Below are 24,675 nucleotides of genomic sequence, written 5' to 3'. Positions count from 1 at the left end.
GGCGGTCAGTGGCCCGCCGGAGGCAGCACGTTCTGCTGGTAGGAGGCCGGGTCGCCGACGTTGCCCGGCACCTTGTACAGGCACACGACGTACGTCTCCAGGCGGTCCTTGGTCTCGCCCGTCCCCTCCCCCGCGGCGCGGGCGCAGCCGATGCGGGTCGTGGCCTTCCAGACCACCTGGGTGAACAGGCCCGTGCCCGGGTTCTGGTCGTAGCCGGGCTTGTCGAACTTGTAGTCGCCGCCCTGCTTGTACCAGGCGTCCACCGCGGTACGCGCCGGGGTCGCCTCGACGCCCACTTCGAGGGGGCCGTCCCAGCCCCACCAGTCGTTCTCCCCCGCGCCCTTGACCCTCCCCTCGTGCACCAGGTCGAGCCGGTGCCCGGTGCTCAGCCGGGTGGCGCGCTGCTCGGCGGCCTCGACGAGTTCGGGATCGAGCGTGAGGGGCGGGGAGTTGTGCTTGGCGCGGTACTGGTTGTGCGCCTGGAGGGCCCCGTCCTGGAAGGCCTGGTCCGTCACGAGGGGAAGCGCGGGGCGGGGGTAGCCCTCGGCGGCCTGGCCGGGCTGCGCCGGGACGGGCTGAGCCGGCACGAGCACGCCGACGGCCGCCGCCGCGCTGCACGCGCCGCTCAGGACGGCGTTGCGGATTCGGCGTCGTTCCACGGCGGTCTCCTTCGCACTTCGCGTTCGCACTTCGAGCGATCGTCAGCGGCTTAACGCCGCCACGGGAGACGAGGGCACGGAAGGTCAGGCGGAAGGATCAGTCCCGGCGGCCGCGACACTGCGGGCTTCAGCCGGCGCTCCGGGCCTGCTCGATCTCGTCGAGGTGGGACTCGCCCCAGGCCAGGAGGGGCTGCAGTGCCTGCCTGAGGGATCGTCCCAGGTCGGTGAGTTCGTACTCGACGTGCGGCGGGATGACCGGAAAGACGGTGCGGGTCAGCAGCCCGTTGCCCTCCAGCGAACGGAGGTGCTGGGTCAGGACCTTGGGGGTGATCCCGACGACTGCCCGCTGCAGTGCGCTGTAGCGGGCGGTCCCCTCGGACAGCACGCAGAGGATCGACAGCATCCACTTGTCGGCGACCAGGTCGAAGACCCGGCGGGTCGTGCAACCCTGCTCCAGCTGCCCCTGGGTGCCGTCGGCGGCGGCCTTGGCGACGTTCCGCGATGAGGTGACACTATCCACTTGGGAAGTATGGCACTTCGTTGTGCATACTTCCCGGCCCGAGCCGTACTCCAGAGACTGGATGCGTGACGACATCGCAATCTCTGGACACCTCCGCCCGCCGGGCGGCATCTCAAGACTCCGGTGGCTCCGGTGGCTCCGGTGGCTCCGGGGCGGTACTGGCCGTTCTGTGCACCGCCCAGGCCCTCGACATCATGAACCTCTCGTCGGTCAACATGGCGTTGCCGGAGATGGCGCGGGACTGGAACGCCTCCCCCGGGCAGCTCTCCTGGGTGGTCTCGGCCTACTCCCTGACGTTCGCCGGCTTCCTGATGGTGGCCGGGCGAGCCGCCGACCTGTACGGGCGGCGCCGGGCGCTCCTGTGCGGAATGGCGGTGTTCGCCGCCGCGTCCGCGGTGGTGTGGGCCTCCCACTCGCTGCTGCTCGCCGTGGCGGCCCGCGCGGTCCAGGGCGCCGGTGCGGCGGTGACCGTCTCGGCCGCGCTCGGGCTGCTCGGCGCCCTGTGGCGTACGGAACCGGGGCGGTCGCGGGCGCTCGGAGCGTTCGGCGCCATGGGCGGTGTGGGCCTCGCGTTCGGGCTGGTCGTGGGTGGCGCGCTGGCGGGGTCGATCGGGTGGCGGTCGATGTTCGCCGTGAACGTCCTGGTGGTGGTCGCGCTGATGGCGGGTGTGCTCGCGCTGATCCCCGCCGACGCGCCCGAGGACCGTGCCCACGGACGCCTGGACCTCCCCGGTGCGGCGCTGGTGACCGTCGGTCTGCTGGGGCTCTCCTTCGCCTCGACCCGGCTCGGCGGGAACGTGGCCGACGGTCCCGGCTGGGCGGCCGCGGCGCTCGCGGTGGCCCTGCTGACCGGCTTCGCGCTCTGGCAGCGCCGGGCCGACCAGCCGCTCGTCCCGCCGGCGGTGTGGCAGCGGCCGAACCTCGCCGCGGCCCTGGCGGTCGCCGTCCTCATGTACGCGGGTTGGGTCGGGGTGAACTACTTCGCCGCACTCCTACTGCAGAACGTCCTCGGGTTCAGCCCGCTCACCACGGGCGTGGCCTTCCTGCCGCTGGCCGTCGGCGGCACCCTCCTGCCTCTCGCCGCGGGGCGCCTGCTCCCGCGGCTGGGCGCGCGGCGGCTCATGCTGTTCGGCCTGACCTTCTACACGATCGGCCTCGCCCTGTTCTCGTTGGTCGGCCCCGGGGCGAACTACTGGGCAGTCATCCTGCCGCTCCTGCTCGTCCTCATCATCGGCCTCTCGCAGACCTTCGTGTCGGCGAACGTCACCGCGCTGTCCGGCGCGGGGACCGGCGAACAGGCCCTGGCCGGCGCCCTGTTCAACACCGCGCTCCAGGTCGGGGGCGGACTCGGCCTCGCGGTCCTGTCCACCGTCGCCGCCACGGCCGGTGACGACGTACCGGGCGGCTACCGGGCGGCCTTCCTCACGGCGGCGGGCCTCTCGCTCGCGGCGCTGCTCATCGTCGTCGTCGCCATCCGCAGCCCTCGTAGCACCCGCAGCCCGAACGGCTGAGCGACCGGCTGAGCGACCGGCTGAGCGACCGGCGACGAATCAACTCGGTGGCCGCCACGGACGGTTCGGCCCTACGCTCCCGGGAACAGGTGTTCCTCGAAGAGGTGGGGACGGGATGGGCATGACGCGCAGTTCCACCGTCCGGGCCGTCAACGCGTTGACCGCGCGCTGGGCTGCCACGCTGCCGGAAGGCGGCACGGCCTTCACCACCGCCGGGGTGTGGCCGCTGCTCGCCCTGCTGGCACACGGCGCCACCGGCCCTGCCCGCAGTGAACTCGCCGACGCCCTCGGCATCCCGGCGGAGCAGGCCGCGGAGGGGGCGCGGGGCATGCTGGCCGCCATCGATGCGATGCCAGGCGTGCGGAGTGCGCTCGGTCTGTGGACCCACGAGGAACTGCCACTCGAACCGGGCTGGCTGACCGAACTCCCCGAGCGCGTCCACCAATACCTCACCGGCGACCCGGTCTCGGACCAGGCTCGACTCGACGCCTGGGCGACAGCCTGCACCGACGGGCAGATCGCGTCGATGCCGGTCGGCGTCGACACGGAGACCCGGGCGGTGCTGGCCGGTGCCCTGACCGTCCGCACCGACTGGATCCGCCCGTTCGAATGTACTGGCCTGGAGGCGGGGACGGGCCCCTGGCGGGGCAGGGACCTGGCCGGCCTGTTCCGGACCACCGCACTGCTCGACCGGGCGGGGGTCGCGCAGACCCCGATCGGTCCGGTCACCGTACTGCAGGTCCTCGGGGTCCAAGGAGTCGACGTCCACCTGTTCCTGGGAACCGAGGACGCCTCGCCGGCACAGGTACTGCCCGCGGCGGTACGAACCCTCGCCGACCGCAGGTCGGTGCTCCCAGGCGATCGACTCCCCTACGGCACTCCGGGCCCCGGGCTGACCGTCGAGCACGTTCCCAGCCTCGACGGCACACCGGAGCTGCTGGTGGAGACTGTGCCCTTCACCGTCACCGCCCGACACGATCTGCTCGGGGACCCTGACCTGTTCGGCCTCCGGACGGCGACGGACCGAACCCGAGGGCACTTCCCCGCCATCAGCAGCGCCCCGCTGGCGGTGGGGGCGGCCGCCCAGACGGTCACCGCCACGTTCGGGGAACGCGGCTTCCGTTCCGCGAGCGTCACCGCGCTGAGCGTGGCGGCTGCGGGGCAGCCACCGCGGCACCGCTACCGCGCCCGCAGGATCAGCGCCCGATTCGACCGTCCCTTCGGCTTCCTCGCCGTCCACCGCACCTCACGGCTCGTCCTGAACGCCGGCTGGGTCACCGAACCGGACGCCTTCGAGGAATCGGCCTGGGAATGGTGAGTCCGTGAAGCAACGGACCGTACCGGACCGCACCGGGCCGAGCGCGGCCGCACAGGCAGCACGCCAAGGGAGTGGGAAGTCGGCCGGGCCGACTTCCCACTCCCTTCGGCTCCCCCGGCCGGCGCCGGGGGCCACGGAGGCGGTCAGCCCGCCATGCAGGCGTACCACTGGGTGCGGGCGAAGGCCGCGCCGCCGACCCAGTAGTTGACGTTGTACGCCGCCGTGCACTGCTCCGTCTTCGACAGCGTCCTGGGGTAGGCGTTCGCCTGGGTGCCGGTGGCGAGGACGAGCACGGGGGCCAGCACGGCCGCGGCGGCCGCGGTGGCGGCAAGTCGGCGGATCTTCATCGGTGTGGGTTCCTCCTTCGAAACGGCGGCCGGGCGCTCCCCCGCGAAGCCCGGCCGGAGTGTTCGGCTCCGTGCGCCACATCCTGGCAGCGGCGGTCGACACGGGGATATCCCACAAATCTCGGATGTCGAAGGAGTGGGAAGTCGGCCTGGTCGACTTCCCACTCCTGTTGGTTCATCGGGGAGTTGCTGGGGGGGCTATGCCGGGGTTCAGGGGGCGGCGGGGGCGGTGGCGGCGAGGTCGAGTTCGGCCCAGACGGTCTTGGAGTCGGGGTGGCGGGGGATGGTGCCCCAGCGATCACAGAGCGCGTCGATGAGGGTGAGGCCGCGACCGCCCTGGGCTCGTTCACGCTGCCGACGCCGCCCAACCGGCCGCAGATCGGCTTCGTGGAGGCGCAGCACGTGAATCGCCTGATCACGGATCCGGTGGAAGTCCGTAATATGGCCGCACGGTACAGCAGTATCCGAGCCCAGGCCCAGGCCCTGGGGCTGAGGGAGTCCCTGGCCCTGATCGAAGCGATTCTGGGGGGAGCGGCAGGCATGGCCGAGCTGGCGTGGTTCAAGAGCAGCTACAGCACCAACGAGGGCCCCGACTGCGTCGAGGTCGCCGAGACCCCCGGTGTCGTCCACGTGCGTGACTCCAAGGACAAGAGCGGCCCCCAGCTGGCCTTCGAGCCGGCCGCCTGGCAGGCGTTCGTCACCTTCGCCACCGACACCACCCCCTAGCCCCCGCACAGACTCACCTTGTACGGGTCTCGGCCAGCAGGCAGACGTACGAACGCTCCCTGCCCTGCGGGCGCGGCTGCTCCACCCGCGCCGTGACGGTGAACCCGGCCGCCTCCAGCAACTCAACCAGCCGTGCCACCGGAACCAGGTACGAGGCGTACGACACCGCATGGCCGTACGCCTGGGCGTGGTTCAGCCGGACATCACCGGCGTGGCCACCGAGCAGCAGGTGGCCGCCGGGCGCCAGTACGCGGTGGAACTCGGCGAAGAGAACGGGCAGTTGATCCGCCGGCGTGTGGTGGACGGAGTACCAGGCGAGGATCCCGCCCAGAGTTCCCTCGGGGACGTCGAGGGCATCCATCGATCCCTGGACGAAGCGCAGTTGCGGGTAGGCCCGACGCGCGAGCGCGACCATCTCGCCCGACACGTCCACCCCGAAGGCCGACAGGCCCAGCCCCTCCAGGTACGCCGTCACCCGCCCCGGCCCGCAGCCGAGGTCCGCGACCTCGCCGCCGCCCGACTCCCGCACCAGTTCCGCGAAGGCGCCGAGCATCGCCCGGGACACCGGGTCCATGCCCTCGGGCGGGACGACGAGGCGGACGTAGTCGGCGGCGACGGTGTCGTACGCCTCCCGGACGGCGGCGAGGTGCTCGGGTTCGGTCATCGCGCCAGCTTGGCGGCCCTGGCGGCGCGCTCGGCGAAGACCTTCTCCCGCCGGTCGGCGGTCTGCTTGAGCATCCGCTTGCGGTCGCGGGCGGAGAGGCGGTCGATGTAGAGCCCGCCGTTGAGGTGGTCGGTCTCGTGCTGGAGGCAGCGGGCGAAGTAGCCGGTGCCCTCGATCACAACCGGCTCCCCGTGCTGGTTGACCCCACGCACCACGGTCCGGGCGGGGCGCGCGAGCTTGGTGTTCGCTCCGGGGACGGAGAGGCAGCCTTCGGTCTCCTCGATGAGCGCGCGCCCGGGCTCCTGCTCCTCGACCACCGGGTTGAGGATGTGGCCGGTGTGCCGGACGCCGTCGTCGTCGGGGCAGTCGTAGACGAAGAGGCGCAGGTCCACGTCCACCTGGTTGGCGGCGAGGCCGCAGCCGTCGGCGACGTGCATGGTGGCGAACATGTCGTCGATCAGCCGGGCCAGGCGCTCGCTGCCGAAGTCCTCCTCGGTGGCCGCCCGGCAGGGGCGGTGCAGGATCTCCTCCCCCACCTCGGTGATCCGCAGGACGGACGGGCGTTCGCTCGGCTGGGACACGGGCGCTCCTTCGAGGGGCTGGGCTTGCTGTCGACTTTGCAAAGTAGCAGACTTTGCAAAGTGACCGAAGACCTCGTCAGAACCGGCCCCCTCCCCGAGCACGCCGTCCGCACCGCGCTGCTGGAACTGCTCGCCGAGCACGGCACCGTCACCTCCACCGAGGCCGCCGCCCGGCTCGGCCTCAGCTCGGGCCTCTGCTCCTTCCACCTGCGGCAGCTGGCCCGGTACGGGCTGATCGAGGAGGCCCCGGCCACCGACGGGCGGGCCCGGCCGTGGCGGCTGCCGACCACCCAACAGCCCGACGGAGACGGAGAGTTCGGAGAACTGGCGCGCGGCCTGGAGGACGAGAGCCACCAGCGCTGGCTCGCCCGGCGTGGCGAGGCCCCGGCCGAGTGGCAGCAGGACGAGGCCTTCAGCGCCGTCGTCTACCTGACGCCCGCCGAGCTGGCCGCCGTCGGCGCTGAGGTCCGCCGGGTGCTGGCCCGCTACCGGGACCGCGAGACGGACCCGGCAGCCCGGCCCGCCGAGGCCCGGCCGGTCGCCGCCGTCGCCCGGCTCTTCCCGCTCCTCGACCAGTAGCCCAGGGCGCGGTTCAGGCCGCGCGCGACCACGACCGTGACCGCACCGCCCGGAGCAGCGGCCCGGCCACCAGCCCCAGCGCCGCACCCAGCACGACCCCCTGCACCCCGTCCCAGACGTCCTGCACGTCACAGGCCCGCCCGATCGCCGGCAGCGCGTAGTGCAACGCCGACACCGCGAACGGCAGCGACGCCGCACCCAGCAGCGCCACCACCGCCCGCCGCCGGGTGCCCGCCAGCGCGGCCGCGAAGCCGACCGGGGCATAGGTCGCCAGCTTGAGCTCGATGTGCCGCACGTGCAGCAGCTCGTACGGGGAACGCGGGCGGCCGCCCTCCACGGCACAGTGCCGGACGCCGCCCTCCGAAAGCCGGAAGGCGTCCGGCAGCAGCATCGCCACGACCACCCCGCCGAGCCCGAGCAGCAGCACGAAGCCGACCGCCCAGTGGGCCCGCAGCAGCCGCCCCACCGGCCGGTTTAGCAGGGCCGCGGGCACCAGCGAGAGCAGCAGCCCGGGCCAGAACATCGGCATCCCGCCGAGCACCGCACTGATCACGCCTCAAACGGACGCCCCTCGCGCCCGCCCGGTTCTCCCCGGGACGAGGGGAAATGCCGGTCCGTCACCGTGCGCTCACCCCGCGACCGCGCGACCGCCGCGACGACAGCCCCGGTGTGAGGTCGCGTGTCGCACCTGCTCCGGCCCTTGGAGCCGGGGCGAGGAACCGGAGGTGGAGTGCCAGGGCTCAGGGCGGCCGGAGGCGAGGCCCGAGGCGGCCGGGGGGCGGCCAGAGGCGGGGCCCGAGGCCGCCGGGGCGGAAGCAGCCGGGCCGAGAACGCAACGCCCCGGGGCCGGGAAGCCAGGGGCGGTCGGCTCCGCCGGTGCGGCCCCGACCGCCCCCCTCCCCCGGGTCAGTGCGGGATCGAGGAGATCAGCTCCTGCGCCCCCTGCCGCTTGAGCGCCAGGGCCACCGACGTCCCGAGGTCCTCGGGGCTGAGCGCGCCCGCCCACTCGTGGGCGTCCAGCACCTGCTTGCCGTCCGGGGTGAAGACCCGGCCGCGCAGGGACAGGCGGCCGTCGCGTTCGGCGTTGGCGTAGCCGGCGATCGGGCTGTTGCAGTGGCCCTGGAGGGCGTGCAGGAACATCCGCTCGGCCGCCGCCTCGCGCCAGGTGTCGTGGTGGCCGAGGCCGGTGACGGCCTCGATGGTGGCCTCGTCGCCCTCGCGGCACTGCAGGACGAGGATGCCGGCGCCGATCGGCGGGCACATCGCCTCGATGCCGAGCACCTCGGTGATCCGGGCCTGCTCGCCGATCCGCTCCAGGCCGGAGACGGCGAGCAGCAGGGCGTCGACGTCCCCGGCCGCCAGCTTGGCGAGCCGGCTGTTGGCGTTGCCGCGGATCGGGACGCACTCCAGGTGCGGGTGGGAGGAGGCGAGTTGGGCGACCCGGCGGACGGAGGAGGTGCCGATCCGGGTGCCGGGCGGGAGGGCGGCGAGCGGCAGGCCGCCGGGGTGGACGAGGGCGTCGCGGATGTCGTCGCGGCGCAGGTAGGCGGCGAAGACGGTGCCGGCCGGCAGCGGGCGGTCGGCGGGTACGTCCTTGAGGCAGTGGACGGCGACGTCGGCCTCTCCGGCGAGCAGTGCGGCGTCGACCTCCTTGGTGAAGGCGCCCTTGCCGCCGAGTTGGGCGAGATCACCCGTCCAGCGGTCGCCCGAGGTGGTGACGGGCACCACCTCGGTGCGCAGGCCCGGGTGCAGGGCGGCGAGTTCGGTGCGGACCCGCTCGACCTGGGCCAGTGCCATGGGTGAGGAGCGGGAGACGATGCGGATCAGCTCAGCGGTGGCCATGGCGCGATGATAGGGGCCGTCCCACCGTGGATTGAGCATCCGTCAGCGCCATGACGGGCGCGGCGGACGATACCGCAAGCTCGGACAACGCGGACGGCCGGTCGGGGTGTCCGACCGGCCGTCCGCACACGGGTCCGCACCCCCGCGGCTTCACTCGTTGTGCAGCACCTCGGCGATCGGCAGGCGGGCCGCCGATCGGGCCGGGACGAGGGCGCCGAGGACGGCGATCGCGACGCCCGCGAGCGCGAGGCCGGCGAGCAGTGGGGCGTTCCAGACGTCGATCATCTCCTCCGGGAAGACGATCGTCACCACGTTCTCGGTGATCAGCCGGTGAGCCACCACCCCGACCGGGATGCCGATGATCCCGCTGACCACGCCCTGCCAGGCCACCGAGGTGACCGTCATCGCGACCACCTGCCGGGGCGTCATCCCGATCGACTTCAGCATGCCGAGGTCGCGGCGGCGCTCGCGGACGGTGAGCAGCAGGGTGTTGAAGACGCCGAGCGAGGCGACCACCGACAGCAGCACCGTGAAGATCGTGGTGAAGGCGATGACCGCGGCGATCGGCCCGGCCAGGTCGGGCGCGAACACCGAGGCCGAGAGGCTGGGGTCGGCGTCCGTCACGGCCTTGCGGTAGGCCTCGGCGTCGGCGCCCTTGGCGAGCTTCACGTCGTACTCGACCACGTGCGGGTCGTCGGTGAGCGCGGCCCTGGTGGCGTCGTTGGAGGCGAAGGCCCGGGGGTTGCCCTCGGACTCCTCGCCGACGAGGGTGACGGGCAGTTGCCGCCCGTCCAGGGACAGGGTGAGTTTGTCGCCGACCTTGAGGCCGTGCTGCCGGAGGAAGGACGGCCCGGCCTCGATCTCGTTCGGGCCTGTCGCCGGGCGGCCGTCCACGACGTTCAGCCGCTTGGAGTCGACGATGTCGTCGCCGCCGTAGAAGTTGGCGAACGCGGGCTGGTTGTGGCCGACCAGCCCGACCTGGACCAGTCCGCGCGTGCTGACCCGTTCGGCGCCGGGGGCGGCGCGCAGCATCGCCTCGGTCCGGGCGGGGGTGAGCTTCGGCGCGACCTTGTTGTCCGCGAAGTGGGCGGTCCGGACGTTGACGTGGGTGTGGCCGTCGGTGTGGTCCACCAACTGGGTCAGGGTGCTGCTCAGACCGGTCGTCATCGTCACGGTGACCACGCCGAGCACGATCGCCGACATGGTCAGCGCGGTGCGGGCGGGGCGGGCGAAGGGCTGGCCGAGGCCGAGGCTGACCGCGCGCGGCAGCCGGGTGCCGCTCAGCCGGCGCTGGACCTTCAGCCCGCGGCCGTTGCGCGGCGTGCTGCCGGCCGAGATGGCCCGGGCGGCGGGGAGCCGGTGGGCGCGCGAGGCCGGGACCAGGGCGGCGAGGACGACCAGCAGCGGGACGCTGACCAGGGTGGCGGCGGGCAGCCAGCCGGCGGGCTCGATCACGGCGGTGCCGGTGACGATGCCGGAGAACGCGGCCCGGAGGATCGGGTGCGCCGCCACCCAGCCGGCCGCCGTGCCGAGGACGGTCCCGGCGACCGCGGGCACCGAGACCATCGTCAGGTAGACGGTGACCACCTGGCGCGGGGTGAAGCCGATCGACTTCAGGACGCCGATGTGCCGGTAGCCGGAGACCACCGCGCCGCTCACCACGTTGCCGACGATCAGCGCGGAGACCACCAGGCCGAGCACGCCGAAGACCGTCATCAGCGGCAGGTAGGAGTCGGCGCCCGCCGAGAAGGCGTCCTTGAGCACCAGGTACGACTGGGTGCTGACGACCGCGTCCCCGGGCAGGCCCTCGGTGGCGGTGGCCAGGGCGGAGGCGAGCCGCTGGTCGTCGGCGGCGTCGGTGAAGCGGTAGAGCATCTGGCGGGCGGTGGGGTGCAGAGCGGTCGCCTGTTCGGGGGTGACCCAGCCGCCGGCGCTCTGGCTCATGCTGGTGGCGAAGCCGACGATGGTGAGCTGTCGGCCGCCGCCGATGGGGATCGGGGTGTTCAGGAGCCTGTCCGACGCGCCGCCGAACGGCGAGTCCAGGACCACCTCGCCGGGTGCGGCGGCCCAGCGGCCGGAGAGCAGTTCCACCCGGTCCACCGGCCCGGCCGGGTCGGTGCGGCCGACCAGGGTCAGCGGCCCGGGCGGGCTGCCGACCCAGTCGCTGGGGATCTGCACCGTGGCCTGGTCGAACGGCCCGGCTGCCGCCTCGACGCCCGGCCGGTGGGCGGTGGCGGCCAGCTGCTCCGCCGGGGCCGCGGCCGGGTCGAAGGCCGCGACGACGTGAGCGCCCCGCTGCTCGCCGAAGGCCGCGTCGAAGGGGGCCCGGGCGGCGCTGATCACCGCGAGGGCGAGCAGCACGGTCGTGGTGGCGCAGAAGACGACCAGGCCGATCACGACGGTCTGCACCCGGCGGCGCTTCACGGCCGCCCGCGAGGCGCGCCAGACGGCGCCGGTCATGCGGACGCCTCCAGCATCCGCTCGTTCGCCACGCGCCCGTCCGCCACCTCGACCAGCCGGCTGGCGCAGCGGGTGGCCAGCTTGGGGTCGTGGGTGACGATCAGCAGGGTCTGCCCGATCTGGTTGAGGTCGATCAGCAGGTCCATCACCTGCTCGCCGGAGCGGCTGTCCAGTGCGCCGGTGGGCTCGTCCGCGAGCAGCAGGGCCGGGCGGTTCATCAGGGCCCTTGCCACCGCGACGCGCTGGCGTTCGCCGCCGCTGAGCGTGGCCGGGTAGACGTCCTTGCGGTGCGCGACGCCGAGTTCGTCCAGCAACTCCAGTGCGCGGCGGCGGGCCTGGCGGGCGCTGGTGCCGGTCAGCTGGGCGGCCAGGGCGACGTTGTCGAGGGCGGGGAGGTCGTCGATCAGGTTGAAGAACTGGAAGATCATGCCGATGTGGCGGCGGCGGAAGAGGGCCAGCCCGTGCTCGTTCAGCTGCCCGAGGTCCTGCCCGTGCACCCGGACGGTGCCGGCGGTGGGCCGGTCCAGCCCGGCCACCATGTTCAGCAGGGTGGACTTGCCGCACCCCGAGGGGCCCATCACGGCGACCGCCTCGCCGGCGCGGATCCGCAGGTCGAGGCCGTCGAGCGCCTTGGCGTCGCCGAACTCCTTGTGGACCCCGGACAGCTCGACGACGACCTGCGCGTCGTCCGGCCGGGAGGTCCCGTCGTGGTCGTTGCTCATGGTGGACGACCGTAGGGGCGGCGCTCCCGTCCGTACGTCCCACCCCGGGTGTAACCGTGGGCGGCCGTAGTACCGGGGATGTACGGGAGCGGCACCCCCGGATGATGTGGATCACCGTGTGACCTGGGAGGCTGGCGCCGTGTGGGGAACGGGGTGGGAGTGGGCGGCCGTCGCGACGGCCGGTGCTGCGGGCACGGCGGCCGGCTGGCTGGCGGTGGCGCTCGCCCGGGCGCGGCGGCTGCACCGGGCGGCCATCGGCGAGCGAGGCTGGCTGCTGGAACGGGAGCGGGATCGCGCCGCTCGTACCGCCGTGGACGCCGAACGGGCCCGGATCGCCGCCGAGTTGCACGACATCGTGAGCCACAACGTGAGCCTGATGGTGGTGCAGGCCGGGGCCGCGCGCGAGGTGCTGGCCACCATGCCGCAGGAGGCGGCGGCCGCGATGGCGGCGGTCGAGGCCGCCGGGCGGGACACCATGACGGAGCTGCGGCACCTGCTGGGCCTGCTCGCCCCCGCCGCGGACGGCGGCGAGGAGCCGGCCGGGGACGGCTTCGCCCCGCAGCCCAGCCTGAGCCGGCTGAGCCCGCTGATCGACCGCTTCGCCTTCGCCGGGCTGCCGGTCGAGGTGCGGATCTCCGGTGAGCCGAGGCCGCTGCCCGGCGGCATCGACGTGACGGCGTACCGGATCATCCAGGAGGCGCTGACCAACGCGCTCAAGCACGGGGACGGGGTGACGGCGGAGGTGACGGTGCGCTACGCGGACCACTACCTGCGGGTGGAGGTGCTCAACAGCGGCCCGAGCGTGCTCTCCGGGGCGCCCGGTCCGGCCCCGCGGCCGGCGGACGGCGCCGGGCGCGGGCTGATCGGCCTGCGCGAGCGCGTCGCGGTGTACGGCGGGGACCTGGACGCCCGGCGCCGGATCGGCGGCGGCTTCCGGGTCCGTGCCCGCATCCCGCTGGACCGGCCGTGACGGAGGGGAGCATGGACGTGGAGCAGGGGGCCGTGGACACGGCGCAGGGCCAGGAGCCGGGCCGGAGTCGGCAGCCGGAGCAGCAGAGCCGCCCGCGGGTGGTGATCGCGGACGACCAGGAGCTGGTCCGCACGGGCTTCCGGATGATCCTCACCGCGCGCGGCATCGACGTGGTCGCCGAGGCCGGCGACGGCGCCGAGGCGGTGGCCGCCGCCGTCCTGCACCGCCCGGACGTCGCGCTGCTGGACATCCGGATGCCCGGCATGGACGGTCTGGAGGCCGCCCGGCGCATCCTGGCCCAGGTGCCCGGCTGCCGGGTGATCATGCTGACCACCTTCGACCTGGACCACTACGTCTACGCCGCACTGTCCGCCGGGGCCAGCGGTTTCCTGCTCAAGGACGTCACCTCGGCCCACCTCGCCGCCGCCGTCCGGCTGGTGGACACGGGGGACGCGCTGCTCGCCCCCTCGATCACCCGCCGGCTGGTCGAGCGCTTCGCGGCCGGTGCGCCGCGCCCGGCCCAGGGCGCCGACGGCCCGCCGCTGCACCGCGACCTCGCGCCGCTCACCCCGCGCGAGGCGGAGGTGCTGGCGCTGCTCGGCCGCGGGCTGTCCAACACCGAGCTGGCACGCGAACTGACGCTCAGCGAGTCGACGGTGAAGACCCATGTGGCCCGGATCTTCGCCAAGCTCGACCTGCGCGACCGGGCGCAGGCGGTGGTGCTCGCGTACGAGACCGGGCTGGTCGCGCCGGGCGGCGGCTGACCGTCAATTCACCTCTACCGTGCACCAGTTCGCGTTATTATTAGCCGAATCTCACTCATTGGAGTTAAATCTCCACCGAACTCCCTTTTTCGCCAGGTCATGGGGCACCATCTGCATGTCCACGCCCGAACCGGACCGATCACCTCGGGCGCCCCCGGCACGACGAGCACACCTGGACCGGCCCGTGACCACCAATCCCCCCGTGTGGGACTGCCCCTTCCACCACACCGACGGCCTGGAGTTCGACCCCCTCCTGAAGCGACTGCTCACCGAAGCCCCGGTCGCCAGGATCCGACTGCCGCACGGCGAGGGCGAGGCCTGGCTGGCCACCCGCTACGAGGACGTCAGGACCGTCACCACCGACCGCCGGTTCAGCCGCGCCGCGGGCATCGGCCGCGACCTGCCCCGGATGACGCCTGCCCCGATCGCCCAGGCCGAGGCGATCAACCTGATGGACCCGCCCGCCCACAACCGGCTGCGCCGGCTCGTCGCCCAGGGCTTCACCAACCGCCAGGTCGAGCGGATGCGCCCGGCCACCCAGCGGACCGTCGACGGCTACTTCGACGAGATGACCGAGCACGGCGCCCCCGCCGACCTGATGCACTTCCTGGCCGGCCGCCTCCCGCTCGCCACCATCTGCGAACTGCTGGACATCCCCGCGGCCGACCGCACCGAACTGCGCGGCCACGCCGTGGCGATGATGCGGATGGGCCCCGGCAGCCGGGACGGCCAGGAGGCCGCCAAGGCCGCCCTGCGCGCGTACTTCACCGAGCTCACCGCCGAACGCCGGGCCCACCCCCGCGAGGACCTGATCAGCGCCCTCGCCACCGCCCGCGACGGCGACGAACTGCTCGACCCGGACGAGCTGACCGTCATGGCGATGGTCCTGCTGGTCACCGGCCACGACACCAGCACCTACCAGCTCGGCAACATCGGCTACACCCTGCTCACCCACCCCGAGCAGCTCGCCAAGCTGCGCGCCCAGCCGGACATGCTGCCCCGCGCCCTGGAGGAGCTGCTGCGCTTCATCCCGTTCCGCCAGGGCGTCGGCATCGCCCGGGTCGCCACCGAGGACGTCGAGCTGGGCGGCACGCTGATCCGGGCCGGCGAGGCCGTGCACGTCTCCTACCTCACCGCCAACCGGGACCCTTCGGTCTACGAGCGCCCCGACGAGCTGGACCTCGACCGCGGCGCGCCCACCCACATGGCCTTCGGGTACGGCCAGCACCACTGCCTCGGCTCCCACCTGGCCCGGATGGAGCTGCTGGTCGCCATCGGCACCCTGCTGCGCCGCTTCCCCGGGCTGCGGCTGGCCGTCGACCCGACCGAACTCGACTGGGACTCCGGCTCGATCTGGCGCTTCCCGCGCACCCTGCCGGTGGCCTGGTAGCGCCTCCCCTCGACCCACCGTTCCCGCAGCACTGGGGAGACCCGCACCCATGGCAACACTCTGCCGCCCCGCCATCGCCGTACCCGAGCACGTCATCACCCTCGACGAGACCCTCGACCTGGCCCGCACCCTGCACGCCGGGCACCCGCAACTCGGCCTGGCACTGCAGCTGATCGAGAACACCGGGGTGCTCACCCGGCACCTGGTCCAGCCGATCGAGCGGACCCTCACCCACCCGGGCTTCACCGTCCGCAACGAGCTGTACGAGCGCGAGGCCAAGCGGCGCGTCCCCGAGGTGGTCGAACGGGCTCTCTTCCACGGCGAGTTGACAGCAGGTGACATCGACCTGATCGTCTACGTGTCCTGCACCGGCTTCATGATGCCGTCGATGACCGCCTGGCTGATCAACACCATGGGTTTCCGCTCCGACACCCGCCAGGTGCCGATCGCCCAGCTCGGCTGCGCGGCCGGCGGCGCCGCCGTCAACCGGGCCCACGACTTCTGCCGCGCCTACCCGGGCGCCAACGTGCTGATCGTGGCCTGCGAGTTCTGCTCGCTCTGCTACCAGCCGACCGACCTCGGCGTCGGCTCGCTGCTCTCCAACGGCCTCTTCGGGGACGCGGTCGCCGCCGTGGTGATGCGCGGGAACGGCGGACGCGGCGTCCAGGTCGAGCGCAACGGCTCGCACCTCGTCCCGCACACCGAGGACTGGATCTCGTACGGGGTGAAGGACACCGGCTTCCACTTCCGGCTGGACAAGCGGGTGCCCGGCACGATGGCGATGCTCGCGCCCGCGCTGCGCGGCCTGGCCGGGGAGCACGGCTGGGACGTCTCCGGGCTCGGCTTCTACATCGTGCACGCGGGCGGCCCGCGCATCCTGGACGACCTGTGCCGCCTCCTCGACCTGGAGCCGGCCACCTTCCGCTTCAGCCGGGCGACGCTCACCGAACGCGGCAACATCGCCAGCGCCGTGGTCTTCGACGCCCTGGCCCGGCTGTTCGCCGACGGCGGCGTGCCCGAGGGCACCACCGGGCTGATCGCCGGCTTCGGCCCCGGCATCACCGCCGAGATCTCACTGGGCAGTTGGGTCGGCGCACCGACCGAGGGGGCGCGCCCGCGCCGCCCGCGCGCCATCTCCACCTCCGACATCGCCCTCGTCCATCCGACCGTCCCCCGCCGTTTCCCGACCGGCACTACGATCACTGAATGACCGATACCGCGAACCACACCGATGCCTCTGCCAGATCAACCGAACTAGCGGCACTGTTCCCGGCGTTGCACGCGCCGCAGTACTGGAGCTGGGGGCGGTTCGACGCCCGGTTCTCCACCGAGCTGCCGCCGGACGCACTGGTCACCAACATCCACCTGGTCGGCTTCGCGGACGACCGGGTGGTGCTCTGCCGGGACGACCGGAACCACTGGTTCCTGCCCGGCGGCACCCGGGAGCGGGACGAGAGCATCGCCTCCTGCCTCGCCCGCGAGCTGGCGGAGGAGGCCGGCGCCCGGCTGCTCGGCGAGCCGCGCTGGCTGGGCGCGCACCGCTGCCGCACCGAGGACCCGGTGCCGTACCGGCCGTGGCAGCCGCACCCGGAGAAGGCCTGGCTGTGGGGGTGGGGCGAGGTCGTGCTGGACTCCGCGCCGACCAACCCGGCGGACGGCGAGCAGGTGGTCGAGGTCCGCGCGGTGGCGCCCGCGGAGGCCGAGCGGCTGCTGCTGACCGGGCGCGACGCCTGGTGGGGCGAGCTGGTCGCGCTGGCCGTGGAGCTGCGCCGGCGGGCCGCACTGGGGTGAGACCCCGGCCCGGGCGGTTATTCCCGCGGCTGCCGAAGGTCACTTGAACGGCCGAACACCGAGTGAAGATGTCCGTTTTGCGGTGGTATTACTCAGCCATGGACACCACCTCACTGGCCGTGGACTACCCGGTGCTCAACATCTTCTGGACGATGCTGGAGTTCTTCCTCTGGGTGCTCTGGTTCTTCCTGCTGTTCAAGATCATCACGGACATCTTCCGCAGCCACGACCTCAGCGGCTGGGGCAAGGCCGGCTGGCTCGTCCTGGTGATCATCCTGCCCCTGATCGGCGTCCTCGTGTACCTGATCGCACGCGGGCAGTCGATGACCAAGCGCGACATCCAACAGGCCCAGGAGAACCAGGCCGCGTTCAAGGCCTACATCCGGGACGCGGCGGCGTCGGGGCCCGAGGGCGGCGGCCGCAGCCACGTCGACGACCTGGCGAAACTGGCGGAGCTGAAGGAGAAGGGCGCGATCTCCGAGGAGGAGTACCAGAAGGCGAAGGAGAAGATCCTGGCCTGAACGTCCGGACGGTCAACGACGGCCCGGGGCCGGTGGACGCGCACCGCGTCCACCGGCCCCGGGCCGTGGTCGGTCGAGGGCCCGGCTCAGCGCCGCCCGGAGCGGCGACCGCCCGAGCCGCCCTCGCCACCGCCGGCCAGGCCGGCCCGGCGCAGCGCGTCCGCCATGGCGCTGTTGGCCGGCACGCCGCCGCCGAAGCCGCCGCGGTCCCCGCCCTGGCCGCCACCGCGCCGGTCCTGGCCACCGCGACCGCCCTGACCGCCCTGGCCGCTCTGACCGCCCTGGCCGCCGCCGCGGCGCTCCTGGCGGGGCGGGCGGGCCTGCCGCTCGCCGCGGTCGCCACGGTCCCCGCCGCGCTCGCGCCCGACCTCGTCGTCCAGCCGCAGGGTCAGCCCGATCCGCTTGCGCGGCACGTCCACCGAGAGCACCCGGACCTTGACGATGTCGCCGGGCTTGACCACCTCGCGCGGGTCCTTGACGAAGTTCCGCGACAGCGCCGAGACGTGCACCAGCCCGTCCTGGTGGACGCCCACGTCCACGAACGCGCCGAAGGCGGCGACGTTGGTGACCACGCCCTCCAGCACCATGCCGACCTCCAGGTCGCCGATCTTGTCGACGCCCTCCTTGAAGGTCGCGGTGCGGAAGGCCGGGCGCGGGTCCCGGCCCGGCTTGTCCAGCTCGCCGAGGATGTCGGTGACGGTCGGGACGCCGAAGGTGTCGTCGGCGAAGTCCGCCGGGCGCAGCGCCCGCAACCGCTCGCCGTTGCCGATCAGTTCGCGCAGCTCCCCGCCGGTCGCGGCCAGGATGCGGCGCACCACCGGGTAGGCCTCGGGGTGCACGCTGGAGGCGTCCAGCGGGTCCTCGCCGCCGGGGATGCGCAGGAAGCCGGCGCACTGCTCGAAGGCCTTGGGGCCGAGCCGGGAGACGTCCTTGAGCTGCCGGCGGGTGCGGAACGGGCCGTTGGCGTCGCGGTGCGCCACGATGTTGTCGGCCAGCGTTCCGGTGATCCCGGAGACCCGGGTGAGCAGCGGCGCCGAGGCGGTGTTGACGTCCACGCCGACGGCGTTGACGCAGTCCTCGACCACGGCGTCCAGCGAACGGGAGAGCTTCACCTCGCTCAGGTCGTGCTGGTACTGGCCGACGCCGATCGACTTGGGGTCGATCTTGACCAGTTCGGCCAGCGGGTCCTGGAGCCGGCGGGCGATCGAGACCGCGCCGCGGATCGACACGTCCAGGTCCGGCAGCTCCTGCGAGGCGAACGCGGAGGCCGAGTAGACCGAGGCGCCGGCCTCGCTGACCATCGCCTTGGTGAGCTTCAGCTCGGGGTGGCGCCCCAGCAGGTCCTCGGCGAGCTTGTCGGTCTCCCGGGAGGCGGTGCCGTTGCCGATCGCGATCAGGTCGACGTCGTGCTTCTTCGCCAGTGCCGCCAGGGTCGCCAGCGCCGCGTCCCACTTGTTGGCGGGCTGGTGCGGGTAGATCGTGTCGTACGCGACGACCTTGCCGGTGGCGTCCACCACGGCGACCTTCACCCCGGTGCGGAAGCCCGGGTCCAGGCCCATGGTGGCGCGGGTGCCGGCCGGGGCGGCGAGCAGCAGGTCGCGCAGGTTCGCGGCGAAGACCCGCACCGCCTCGTCCTCGGCCTCGGCGCGCAGCCGGGACCGCAGGTCGATGCCGAGCCGGACCAGGATGCGGGTGCGCCAGGCCCAGCGGACGGTGTCGCCGAGCCACTTGTCGGCCGGGCGGCCGCGGTCGGCGATGCCGAAGCGGGCGGCGATCCGCTGCTCGTAGTCGTTCTCGCCGGGCAGATCGCCCTCGGTGTCGCCGTCGTACGGGGAGAATTCGAGGTCGAGCACCTCCTCCTTCTCGCCGCGCAGCATCGCGAGGATGCGGTGCGAGGGGAGCTTGGTGTACGGCTCCGCGAAGTCGAAGTAGTCGGCGAACTTGGCGCCGTCGCCCTCCTTGCCGTCGCGGACCCTGGCGACCAGCCGGCCGCGGGTCCACATCCGCTCTCGCAGCGAGCCGACCAGGTCGGCGTCCTCACCGAAGCGCTCGACCAGGATCGCCCGGGCGCCCTCCAGCGCGGCGGGGCCGTCCGCGACCGACTCGTTCAGGTACTGCGCGGCCAGCGCCGCCGGGTCCTGGGACGGGTCGGCGAGCAGGGTGTCGGCGAGCGGCTCCAGGCCGGCCTCGCGGGCGATCTGCGCCTTGGTGCGCCGCTTCGGCTTGAACGGCAGGTAGATGTCCTCCAGGCGGGCCTTGGAGTCGGCGGCGAGCACCTGGGCGCGCAGCGCGTCGTCCAGCTTGCCCTGCGCCTCGATCGACTCCAGGACGGCCGCCCGGCGGTCCTCCAGCTCGCGCAGGTAGCGCAGCCGCTCCTCCAGGGCGCGCAGCTGGGCGTCGTCCAGGGAGCCGGTGACCTCCTTGCGGTAGCGGGCCACGAACGGGACGGTCGCGCCGCCGTCGAGCAGTTCGACGGCCGCCTTCACCTGCCCTTCGCGGACGCCCAGTTCCTCGGCGATCTTCCGCTCGATCGCCTGCTGGGCCTGCCGGGCCACCTGTTCGACTGGCGTGGTCACGAAGCCGGTCACCTTCTCCATCAGTGCTTGCGCCGTACGCCCTGCATTCTGGCAGGTGCCGACGGCGACGCCCGGGCGCCCCCGGGGCGGCCGGGCGTGGCGCGGTGCCGTGCTCCGGCGGGGGCGGCGGCGCCGGGGCTTCGGCCGGCCGCCTTCCGGCGGGCCCCGCTCGGGTGGATCCTCGCCGAACCGGCCTCGGAACGTGCGCAGTTCGGGAATCCTGCTGAACGGAAACGATCGGGCGCTGTACGCTGCCGGACATGTGCGCTGCCACCCGGATGCACCCCGACGGACCGGTGGTCGACGCGGCCCTGGTGCGGCGGCTGATCGCCGCCCAGTTCCCACAGTGGGAGCGCCTCCCGATCACCCCCGTTTCCGCCCCCGGCGCGGACAACGCGATGTTCCGCCTCGGGCCCGAACTCGCCGTCCGGCTGCCGCTGGTGGCCTGGGCCGCCGACGGCCTACGGCGGGAGCGGCAGTGGCTGTCCCGGCTGGCGCCACGGCTGCCGCTGCCCGTTCCGGCACCGCTTGAGGTCGGCCGGCCCGCCGCCGGCTACCCGTGGCAGTGGTCGGTGCTGCGCTGGCTGGGCGGCACCAACCCGGTGGTCAACTCGCTGGCCGCGCCCGGGGACCTGGCCGGCGACCTGGCCCGCTTCGTCAACGCGCTGCGCGCCGCCGACCCGGCCGGCGCCCCGCCCTCCCAGCGCAGCGTCCCGCTCGCCTCCCGGGACGGCGCCACCCGCGCGGCCATCGCCCAGCTCGCCGGCTCGATCAACACGGCGGCCGCAACCGCCCTGTGGGACAAGGCGCTTCGGCTGCCCGAGTACGCCGGGCCGCCGGTCTGGACGCACGGCGACCTCACCCCCGGCAACCTGCTGGTCGCCCCCACCGGCCGACTCTCCGCCGTCCTCGACTTCGCCCTGATGGGCGTCGGCGACCCGACCGCTGACCTGATCGCCGCCTGGAACCTGCTGCCCGCCACCGCCCGCCCGGCCTTCCGTGCCGCCCTCGGCGCGGACGAGGCCATGTGGGCCCGCGGCCGGGCCTGGGCGTTCTCCATCGCCCTGGTGACGATCCCGTACTACCGCCACACCGACCAGGCACTGACCGCCAACGCCCGCCACGTCGTCCGCGAGGTGCTCGCCGACCGCAGCGCGTAGGGGCCCTGCGACAACCGGCCCGCCGGTCACCAGTTCCGGGGCGCGACCAGCTCCTCCACGTCCACGTCCGTGAAGCCGTAGGCCGTCGCGACGATCCAGAAGTCCTCGGCGATCTCCTCCCGCGCCACCGTCTCGATCTCGCTCCCGGCCGCCTCGAACTCCGCCTCCAGGAGGTTGAACTCCTCCGTCGCGGCGTGGGAGAGCACGTACAGGGCCGTCAGGTCCGCCGGCCGCTCGGCCTCGATCCGCTCGCACAGCCGCACCAGGACCGCCTTGCCCTTGTCGACGATGTGATCGGGGAAGTACGGGTCCCGGTACATCCCCCGCAGGAACGCGTGCTCCGCCACCCGCTGATTCGTGATCGCCACGATGCCCTCTCCGTTTCCGTCCGTGCCGCAGGAGTACCGACGGGCCGATCGTGCCCGACGGCACTGACAACGACGGCGCCCGGGCCGCGGGCGCCGGTCCGGGGCGTATCCGCCGGGGACACACCCGACGGGCGACCGGGTCCAAAACCTGCCCCGGTCAATGCCCACTGCTAGCCTGGGCCGCATGACCGGACTGCGGGAGCTGAAGAAGGAGCGGACCAGGCGGGCCATCTCGGAGGCGGCCATCGCGCTCTTCCTCGAGCACGGCTTCGACCGGGTTTCGGTGGCGGACGTCGCGGCGGCCGCCGAGGTGTCCAAGCCGACGCTGTTCTCCTACTTCCCCAGCAAGGAGGACCTGGTCGTCCACCGCTTCGCCGACCACCAGGAGCAGTCCGCGGAGGTGGTCCGCACCCGGCTGCCCGGCGAGCCGGTGCTCGACGCGCTGCTGCGGGACTTCCTGGCCGGCCTCGGCCGGCGCGACCCGGTCACCGGCCTCAACGACCACCCGGCGGTACTCGCCTTCACCGGCCTGGTCTACGGCACTCCCAGCCTGGCCGCCCGGGTCGGCGAGTACGTGGCGCGCGCGGAGCGGTCACTGGCCTCGGCACTGCGCGAGGACCCCGGGCTGCCCGGGCCCCGGGAGCTCACCGCCGCCCTGCTCGCCGCCCAGGTCACCGCCACCCAGCGGGTCCTCGCCCTGCACAACTGGCGCCGCATCCAGGACGGCCGCACCGCCGACGACCTGCACGCCGAGGCCGTCGGGGACGCCACCCGCGCCTTCGATCTGCTCGCCCACGGCTACCCGCCCGCCGGGGCCTGAGGTCCTCTTCTAGAGTGCGCGCATGACGACGCGCCACCACTCCTTCGACGCCCTGCACAACTTCCGTGACCTGGGCGGCTATCCGGCCTCCGACGGACGGTCCGTCCGGTGGGGACTGCTCTACCGCTCCGACTCGCTCGGCAAGCTCACCTCCCCCGCGGACCTCGACCGGCTGCGGGCGCTCGGCGTACGGACCGTGATCGACCTGCGCTACCCCTGGGAGATCGCCGCCAAGGGCCGGGTGCCCGAGTTCGAGGGCCTGGAGTACCACAACCTCTCGATCGAGCACCGCCCGTACGACCAGGCCGAGATCGACCCGGAGCTCGACCCCTGGCGCTACCTCGCGGACCGTTTCGGCGAGGTCGCCGAGGACGGGGTGAAGGAGATCCGCCAGACCCTGGACGTGATCACCGCCGCCGAGGCCCCGGTGGTCTTCCACTGCGCCTCCGGCAAGGACCGCACCGGGCTGATCGCCGCCCTGCTGCTCACCCTGCTCGGCGTCGACGAGGACGTCATCGCCGCCGACTTCGCCCTCACCGAGCTCGCCACCGCGCACTTCGTTGCCGAGTGGCACGCCGCCCACCCGGGCCGCACGCTGCGCTGGCCCGGCTACGGGCGCGCCCCCGAGACCGTGATCCGGCTCGCCCTCGCCGACCTCGCCGACCGCCACGGCTCCGTCGAGGCGTACCTCACCGGCGTCCTCGGCATCGACCGCGCGCAGGCCGACGCCCTGCGCGCCCGGCTGCTGACCGGCTGAGCGCGCGGGCGCCGCGCCGGGCCGCAGGGGCGATAACCAGTGGCGGGGAGGCCGGTCGGGGCCGACGATGCACGGCATGAGCGAACAACCCGCGCGATGGACCGAGGCGACCGTCCACCCCGACATGTGGGCCGACCCGGACGACGACCCCCGCAACCACGAAGGACCCGGCCCCGACGGCGAACTCGCCACACTCCGGGGCTTTCTGACGAACTACCGGCTGACCCTGCGGATGAAGTGCGACGGCCTGGCCCCGGAGCAGCTGGCCCGCCGCTCGGTGCCGCCGTCGACGATGTCGCTGCTCGGGCTGGTCCGGCACCTGGCCGAGGTGGAGCGGAACTGGCGGAACTGGATCACCGACGGCGAGCCGCTGCCCAGACTGTACGGCGCACGGGACGCGGACTTCGACGGGGCCGTCGGCGAGCAGGCCGTGGCGGACGCCGCGTTCCGCGACCTGGAGCGCGAACAGGCCGCGCTGGACGCCGAGTTGGCCGGCCACCAGGACCTGGGCGAGCGGGTCGGCAAGGAGCGGATCTCGATCAGGGAGCTGCAGGTGCACCGGATCGAGGAGTACGCCCGCCACTGCGGCCACGCCGACCTGCTGCGCGAGTGCGTCGACGGTCGGGTGGGCCAGTAGCGGCGCCGGCAGGCGTCAGCGGCGGCGGTTGCCCCGGGCGGGGCGGCCGCCGCCCTTGCCGGAGCGGGGTCCGGAGCCGCCCCTGGCCGCCGGGGCCGGCGCGGTCTCGGGCCAGTGGCCGGGCCGGGCGAGGGCGTCCGGGAGGCGGGTGGTGGCGTCGCCGCGGGCGGCGTCGAGCTGGGCCTGGGTGAGGAAGAGGGCCGTGCTGAGGTCCGCGCCGGCCAGGTTGGCGTCCCGCAGATCGGCACCGACCAGGTCGGCGAGGCGCAGGTCCGCACCGGAGAGGTCGGCCGCGACGAGCAGGGCGCCGCGCAGGTTGGCGCCCTGGAGGTCGGCGCCGCGCAGGCGGGCGCCGAAGAGGTCGGCGCCCCGGTGCTCGCGGCGGCGCGGGACGGCGGCGCGGACCAGTTCACTGGCGCGCAGCAGCAGGTCACTGACCCGCTGCCGGTGGGCCGGGACGTCGACGGCGAGGATCTCCTCGGGGGTGCCGCCGGCCAGCCGGTCGGTCTCCGCCAGCGCCCGCCGCAGTTCGTCGTGGACGGGGAGGGCGGAGGCGAAGGTGAGCGCCTCGGTGAGGTACCGGAGCAGCTCGTGCAGCTGCCGCACGATCGGGAAGACGTCGAACATCGCCTTGGCGCTGTCCGGCTCCTCGCGCCAGCTGCGGCCGCCGAAGGTCACCTGGGAGACCCGCTGCCCGGCGCCGAAGCAGTCGTAGACGGTGCAGCCCCGGAAGCCCGTGTCGCGCAGCCGGGTGTGGATGCCGCAGCGGAAGTCGGCCTGGAGGTTGTGGCAGGGGCTGCCGGCCAGTTTGTTCATGGCGAAGTCGGTGCCGGCGGAGAACGGCAGGGCGACGCAGCAGAGGCCGAAGCAGCTGCCGCAGTCGGCCCGGAGCGGGGTCGGCGCGGCCGCCGTGAGGTCCTGCGGCGACTCGGTCTCGCGCACGTTCCGGGGTCCTTCCAGCAGTCGGGCGCCGGGCGGCGCCGTGGACCCGG

General features: G+C 73.5%; 27 protein-coding genes. 14 read left to right on the top strand and 13 right to left on the bottom strand.

All coding sequences use genetic code 11. The annotated features are described in order from the left end of the window. Window positions 1-5: 5 nt before the first annotated feature. Complete coding sequence (locus tag ACWDBE_RS25905) at window positions 6-659, bottom strand: CAP family protein (RefSeq protein WP_449809244.1); 654 nt, start codon at window positions 657-659, stop codon at window positions 6-8. 127 nt (window positions 660-786) lie between these two features. After that, window positions 787-1,179: a winged helix-turn-helix transcriptional regulator gene (locus ACWDBE_RS25900; RefSeq protein ID WP_449789940.1), complete on the bottom strand. Its 393-nt coding sequence runs from the start codon at window positions 1,177-1,179 to the stop codon at window positions 787-789. A 65-nt stretch (window positions 1,180-1,244) separates the two neighbouring features. On the opposite strand from ACWDBE_RS25900, the gene ACWDBE_RS25895 reads away from it, so the two are divergent. Beyond that, window positions 1,245-2,690, top strand: coding sequence for an MFS transporter (locus ACWDBE_RS25895; protein WP_449789941.1), 1,446 nt, complete (start codon window positions 1,245-1,247; stop codon window positions 2,688-2,690). 121 nt (window positions 2,691-2,811) lie between these two features. Beyond that, a complete protein-coding gene (locus ACWDBE_RS25890; protein WP_449789942.1) occupies window positions 2,812-4,008 on the top strand; it encodes a serpin family protein in 1,197 nt (398 codons plus the stop codon). Window positions 4,009-4,151: 143 nt separating this feature from the next. Here ACWDBE_RS25890 and ACWDBE_RS25885 read toward each other — a convergent pair whose 3' ends face one another. Both ACWDBE_RS25885 and ACWDBE_RS25880 read right to left on the bottom strand, forming a co-directional pair. Beyond that, a complete protein-coding gene (locus ACWDBE_RS25885; protein WP_449789943.1) occupies window positions 4,152-4,355 on the bottom strand; it encodes a hypothetical protein in 204 nt (67 codons plus the stop codon). Window positions 4,356-4,565: 210 nt separating this feature from the next. After that, window positions 4,566-4,757 (bottom strand): hypothetical protein, encoded by a 192-nt coding sequence (locus ACWDBE_RS25880; RefSeq protein WP_449789944.1) that lies wholly within the window; start codon window positions 4,755-4,757, stop codon window positions 4,566-4,568. Window positions 4,758-4,895: 138 nt separating this feature from the next. On the opposite strand from ACWDBE_RS25880, the gene ACWDBE_RS25875 reads away from it, so the two are divergent. Further along, window positions 4,896-5,081 (top strand): DUF397 domain-containing protein, encoded by a 186-nt coding sequence (locus tag ACWDBE_RS25875; protein ID WP_449809243.1) that lies wholly within the window; start codon window positions 4,896-4,898, stop codon window positions 5,079-5,081. Between the two features lie 13 nt (window positions 5,082-5,094). Here the strand turns inward: ACWDBE_RS25875 and ACWDBE_RS25870 are convergent, their stop codons facing one another. Together ACWDBE_RS25870 and def are read right to left on the bottom strand one after the other, a co-directional pair. Then, the gene (locus ACWDBE_RS25870) at window positions 5,095-5,745 is read right to left on the bottom strand and encodes a class I SAM-dependent methyltransferase (RefSeq protein WP_449809242.1); all 651 of its coding nucleotides are present in this window, start codon (window positions 5,743-5,745) and stop codon (window positions 5,095-5,097) included. Next, on the bottom strand, window positions 5,742-6,326 hold the full coding sequence (gene def / locus ACWDBE_RS25865; RefSeq protein ID WP_449809241.1) for a peptide deformylase: 585 nt from the start codon (window positions 6,324-6,326) through the stop codon (window positions 5,742-5,744). The genes ACWDBE_RS25870 and def overlap by 4 nt, the downstream gene beginning before the upstream one ends. A 60-nt stretch (window positions 6,327-6,386) precedes the next feature. Here def and ACWDBE_RS25860 point away from each other — a divergent pair, with 60 nt between their 5' ends. Further along, complete coding sequence (locus tag ACWDBE_RS25860; protein ID WP_449809240.1) at window positions 6,387-6,905, top strand: winged helix-turn-helix domain-containing protein; 519 nt, start codon at window positions 6,387-6,389, stop codon at window positions 6,903-6,905. A gap of 13 nt (window positions 6,906-6,918) precedes the next feature. On the opposite strand, the gene ACWDBE_RS25855 is transcribed toward ACWDBE_RS25860, so the two are convergent. The 4 genes from ACWDBE_RS25855 to ACWDBE_RS25840 all read right to left on the bottom strand — a co-directional run bounded on the left by ACWDBE_RS25855 (window position 6,919) and on the right by ACWDBE_RS25840 (window position 11,929). Next, the gene (locus ACWDBE_RS25855) at window positions 6,919-7,458 is read right to left on the bottom strand and encodes a hypothetical protein (RefSeq protein ID WP_449809239.1); all 540 of its coding nucleotides are present in this window, start codon (window positions 7,456-7,458) and stop codon (window positions 6,919-6,921) included. Window positions 7,459-7,811: 353 nt separating this feature from the next. Then, window positions 7,812-8,747, bottom strand: coding sequence for a hydroxymethylbilane synthase (hemC, locus tag ACWDBE_RS25850; protein ID WP_449789951.1), 936 nt, complete (start codon window positions 8,745-8,747; stop codon window positions 7,812-7,814). 150 nt (window positions 8,748-8,897) lie between these two features. After that, window positions 8,898-11,207: an ABC transporter permease gene (locus ACWDBE_RS25845; protein WP_449809238.1), complete on the bottom strand. Its 2,310-nt coding sequence runs from the start codon at window positions 11,205-11,207 to the stop codon at window positions 8,898-8,900. Then, window positions 11,204-11,929, bottom strand: a complete 726-nt coding sequence (locus ACWDBE_RS25840) for an ABC transporter ATP-binding protein (protein ID WP_449789953.1) — start codon at window positions 11,927-11,929, stop codon at window positions 11,204-11,206. The genes ACWDBE_RS25845 and ACWDBE_RS25840 overlap by 4 nt, the downstream gene beginning before the upstream one ends. 118 nt (window positions 11,930-12,047) lie before the next feature. Between ACWDBE_RS25840 and ACWDBE_RS25835 the strand changes: the two genes are divergently transcribed. The 6 genes from ACWDBE_RS25835 (at window position 12,048) to ACWDBE_RS25810 (ending at window position 17,365) form a co-directional block, all read left to right on the top strand. Then, window positions 12,048-12,899: a sensor histidine kinase gene (locus tag ACWDBE_RS25835; RefSeq protein WP_449809237.1), complete on the top strand. Its 852-nt coding sequence runs from the start codon at window positions 12,048-12,050 to the stop codon at window positions 12,897-12,899. Between the two features lie 11 nt (window positions 12,900-12,910). Beyond that, a complete protein-coding gene (locus tag ACWDBE_RS25830) occupies window positions 12,911-13,663 on the top strand; it encodes a response regulator (protein WP_449809236.1) in 753 nt (250 codons plus the stop codon). Between the two features lie 184 nt (window positions 13,664-13,847). Next, window positions 13,848-15,053 (top strand): cytochrome P450, encoded by a 1,206-nt coding sequence (locus ACWDBE_RS25825; RefSeq protein ID WP_449809235.1) that lies wholly within the window; start codon window positions 13,848-13,850, stop codon window positions 15,051-15,053. Between the two features lie 49 nt (window positions 15,054-15,102). Beyond that, window positions 15,103-16,263 (top strand): type III polyketide synthase, encoded by a 1,161-nt coding sequence (locus ACWDBE_RS25820; protein ID WP_449809234.1) that lies wholly within the window; start codon window positions 15,103-15,105, stop codon window positions 16,261-16,263. Beyond that, on the top strand, window positions 16,260-16,844 hold the full coding sequence (locus ACWDBE_RS25815; protein ID WP_449809233.1) for an NUDIX hydrolase: 585 nt from the start codon (window positions 16,260-16,262) through the stop codon (window positions 16,842-16,844). The genes ACWDBE_RS25820 and ACWDBE_RS25815 overlap by 4 nt, the downstream gene beginning before the upstream one ends. A 98-nt stretch (window positions 16,845-16,942) precedes the next feature. Further along, on the top strand, window positions 16,943-17,365 hold the full coding sequence (locus ACWDBE_RS25810) for an SHOCT domain-containing protein (RefSeq protein WP_449789959.1): 423 nt from the start codon (window positions 16,943-16,945) through the stop codon (window positions 17,363-17,365). A gap of 86 nt (window positions 17,366-17,451) precedes the next feature. Here ACWDBE_RS25810 and ACWDBE_RS25805 read toward each other — a convergent pair whose 3' ends face one another. Next, a complete protein-coding gene (locus ACWDBE_RS25805) occupies window positions 17,452-19,941 on the bottom strand; it encodes a Tex family protein (protein WP_449789960.1) in 2,490 nt (829 codons plus the stop codon). 260 nt (window positions 19,942-20,201) lie between these two features. Between ACWDBE_RS25805 and ACWDBE_RS25800 the strand changes: the two genes are divergently transcribed. After that, entirely contained in the window at window positions 20,202-21,101 is a 900-nt protein-coding gene (locus tag ACWDBE_RS25800) for an aminoglycoside phosphotransferase family protein (protein ID WP_449789961.1), read from the top strand. A 26-nt stretch (window positions 21,102-21,127) separates the two neighbouring features. Here the strand turns inward: ACWDBE_RS25800 and ACWDBE_RS25795 are convergent, their stop codons facing one another. Next, window positions 21,128-21,469 carry a DUF5713 family protein gene (locus tag ACWDBE_RS25795; protein ID WP_449809232.1) on the bottom strand — a complete coding sequence of 114 codons (342 nt, stop codon included), beginning with the start codon at window positions 21,467-21,469 and terminating at the stop codon, window positions 21,128-21,130. Between the two features lie 184 nt (window positions 21,470-21,653). On the opposite strand from ACWDBE_RS25795, the gene ACWDBE_RS25790 reads away from it, so the two are divergent. The 3 genes from ACWDBE_RS25790 to ACWDBE_RS25780 all read left to right on the top strand — a co-directional run bounded on the left by ACWDBE_RS25790 (window position 21,654) and on the right by ACWDBE_RS25780 (window position 23,683). After that, the gene (locus tag ACWDBE_RS25790; protein WP_449809231.1) at window positions 21,654-22,289 is read left to right on the top strand and encodes a TetR/AcrR family transcriptional regulator; all 636 of its coding nucleotides are present in this window, start codon (window positions 21,654-21,656) and stop codon (window positions 22,287-22,289) included. 22 nt (window positions 22,290-22,311) lie between these two features. Then, window positions 22,312-23,046, top strand: a complete 735-nt coding sequence (locus ACWDBE_RS25785) for a tyrosine-protein phosphatase (RefSeq protein WP_449809230.1) — start codon at window positions 22,312-22,314, stop codon at window positions 23,044-23,046. A 67-nt stretch (window positions 23,047-23,113) separates the two neighbouring features. Then, complete coding sequence (locus ACWDBE_RS25780) at window positions 23,114-23,683, top strand: DinB family protein (protein ID WP_449809229.1); 570 nt, start codon at window positions 23,114-23,116, stop codon at window positions 23,681-23,683. A 15-nt stretch (window positions 23,684-23,698) separates the two neighbouring features. Here ACWDBE_RS25780 and ACWDBE_RS25775 read toward each other — a convergent pair whose 3' ends face one another. Continuing rightward, complete coding sequence (locus ACWDBE_RS25775) at window positions 23,699-24,625, bottom strand: pentapeptide repeat-containing protein (protein ID WP_449789966.1); 927 nt, start codon at window positions 24,623-24,625, stop codon at window positions 23,699-23,701. Window positions 24,626-24,675 lie beyond the last annotated feature (50 nt).

Source organism: Kitasatospora sp. NPDC001132, assembly GCF_053598415.1.
The sequence above is the reverse complement of the archived record's forward strand: the minus strand, read 5'-3'. Positions and strand labels throughout refer to the sequence as shown.

Excerpts from the sequence above, each read along its gene's own strand:
- ACWDBE_RS25790 (WP_449809231.1), top strand. The coding sequence starts at position 21,654 with ATGACCGGACTGCGGGAGCTGAAGAAGGAGCGGACCAGGCGGGCCATC.
- hemC (WP_449789951.1), bottom strand. The coding sequence starts at position 8,747 with ATGGCCACCGCTGAGCTGATCCGCATCGTCTCCCGCTCCTCACCCATG.
- ACWDBE_RS25785 (WP_449809230.1), top strand. The coding sequence starts at position 22,312 with ATGACGACGCGCCACCACTCCTTCGACGCCCTGCACAACTTCCGTGAC.
- ACWDBE_RS25890 (WP_449789942.1), top strand. The coding sequence starts at position 2,812 with ATGACGCGCAGTTCCACCGTCCGGGCCGTCAACGCGTTGACCGCGCGC.
- ACWDBE_RS25815 (WP_449809233.1), top strand. The coding sequence starts at position 16,260 with ATGACCGATACCGCGAACCACACCGATGCCTCTGCCAGATCAACCGAA.
- ACWDBE_RS25820 (WP_449809234.1), top strand. The coding sequence starts at position 15,103 with ATGGCAACACTCTGCCGCCCCGCCATCGCCGTACCCGAGCACGTCATC.
- ACWDBE_RS25780 (WP_449809229.1), top strand. The coding sequence starts at position 23,114 with ATGCACGGCATGAGCGAACAACCCGCGCGATGGACCGAGGCGACCGTC.
- ACWDBE_RS25800 (WP_449789961.1), top strand. The coding sequence starts at position 20,202 with ATGTGCGCTGCCACCCGGATGCACCCCGACGGACCGGTGGTCGACGCG.
- ACWDBE_RS25830 (WP_449809236.1), top strand. The coding sequence starts at position 12,911 with ATGGACGTGGAGCAGGGGGCCGTGGACACGGCGCAGGGCCAGGAGCCG.
- ACWDBE_RS25840 (WP_449789953.1), bottom strand. The coding sequence starts at position 11,929 with ATGAGCAACGACCACGACGGGACCTCCCGGCCGGACGACGCGCAGGTC.
- ACWDBE_RS25885 (WP_449789943.1), bottom strand. The coding sequence starts at position 4,355 with ATGAAGATCCGCCGACTTGCCGCCACCGCGGCCGCCGCGGCCGTGCTG.
- ACWDBE_RS25875 (WP_449809243.1), top strand. The coding sequence starts at position 4,896 with ATGGCCGAGCTGGCGTGGTTCAAGAGCAGCTACAGCACCAACGAGGGC.
- ACWDBE_RS25810 (WP_449789959.1), top strand. The coding sequence starts at position 16,943 with ATGGACACCACCTCACTGGCCGTGGACTACCCGGTGCTCAACATCTTC.
- ACWDBE_RS25845 (WP_449809238.1), bottom strand. The coding sequence starts at position 11,207 with ATGACCGGCGCCGTCTGGCGCGCCTCGCGGGCGGCCGTGAAGCGCCGC.
- ACWDBE_RS25870 (WP_449809242.1), bottom strand. The coding sequence starts at position 5,745 with ATGACCGAACCCGAGCACCTCGCCGCCGTCCGGGAGGCGTACGACACC.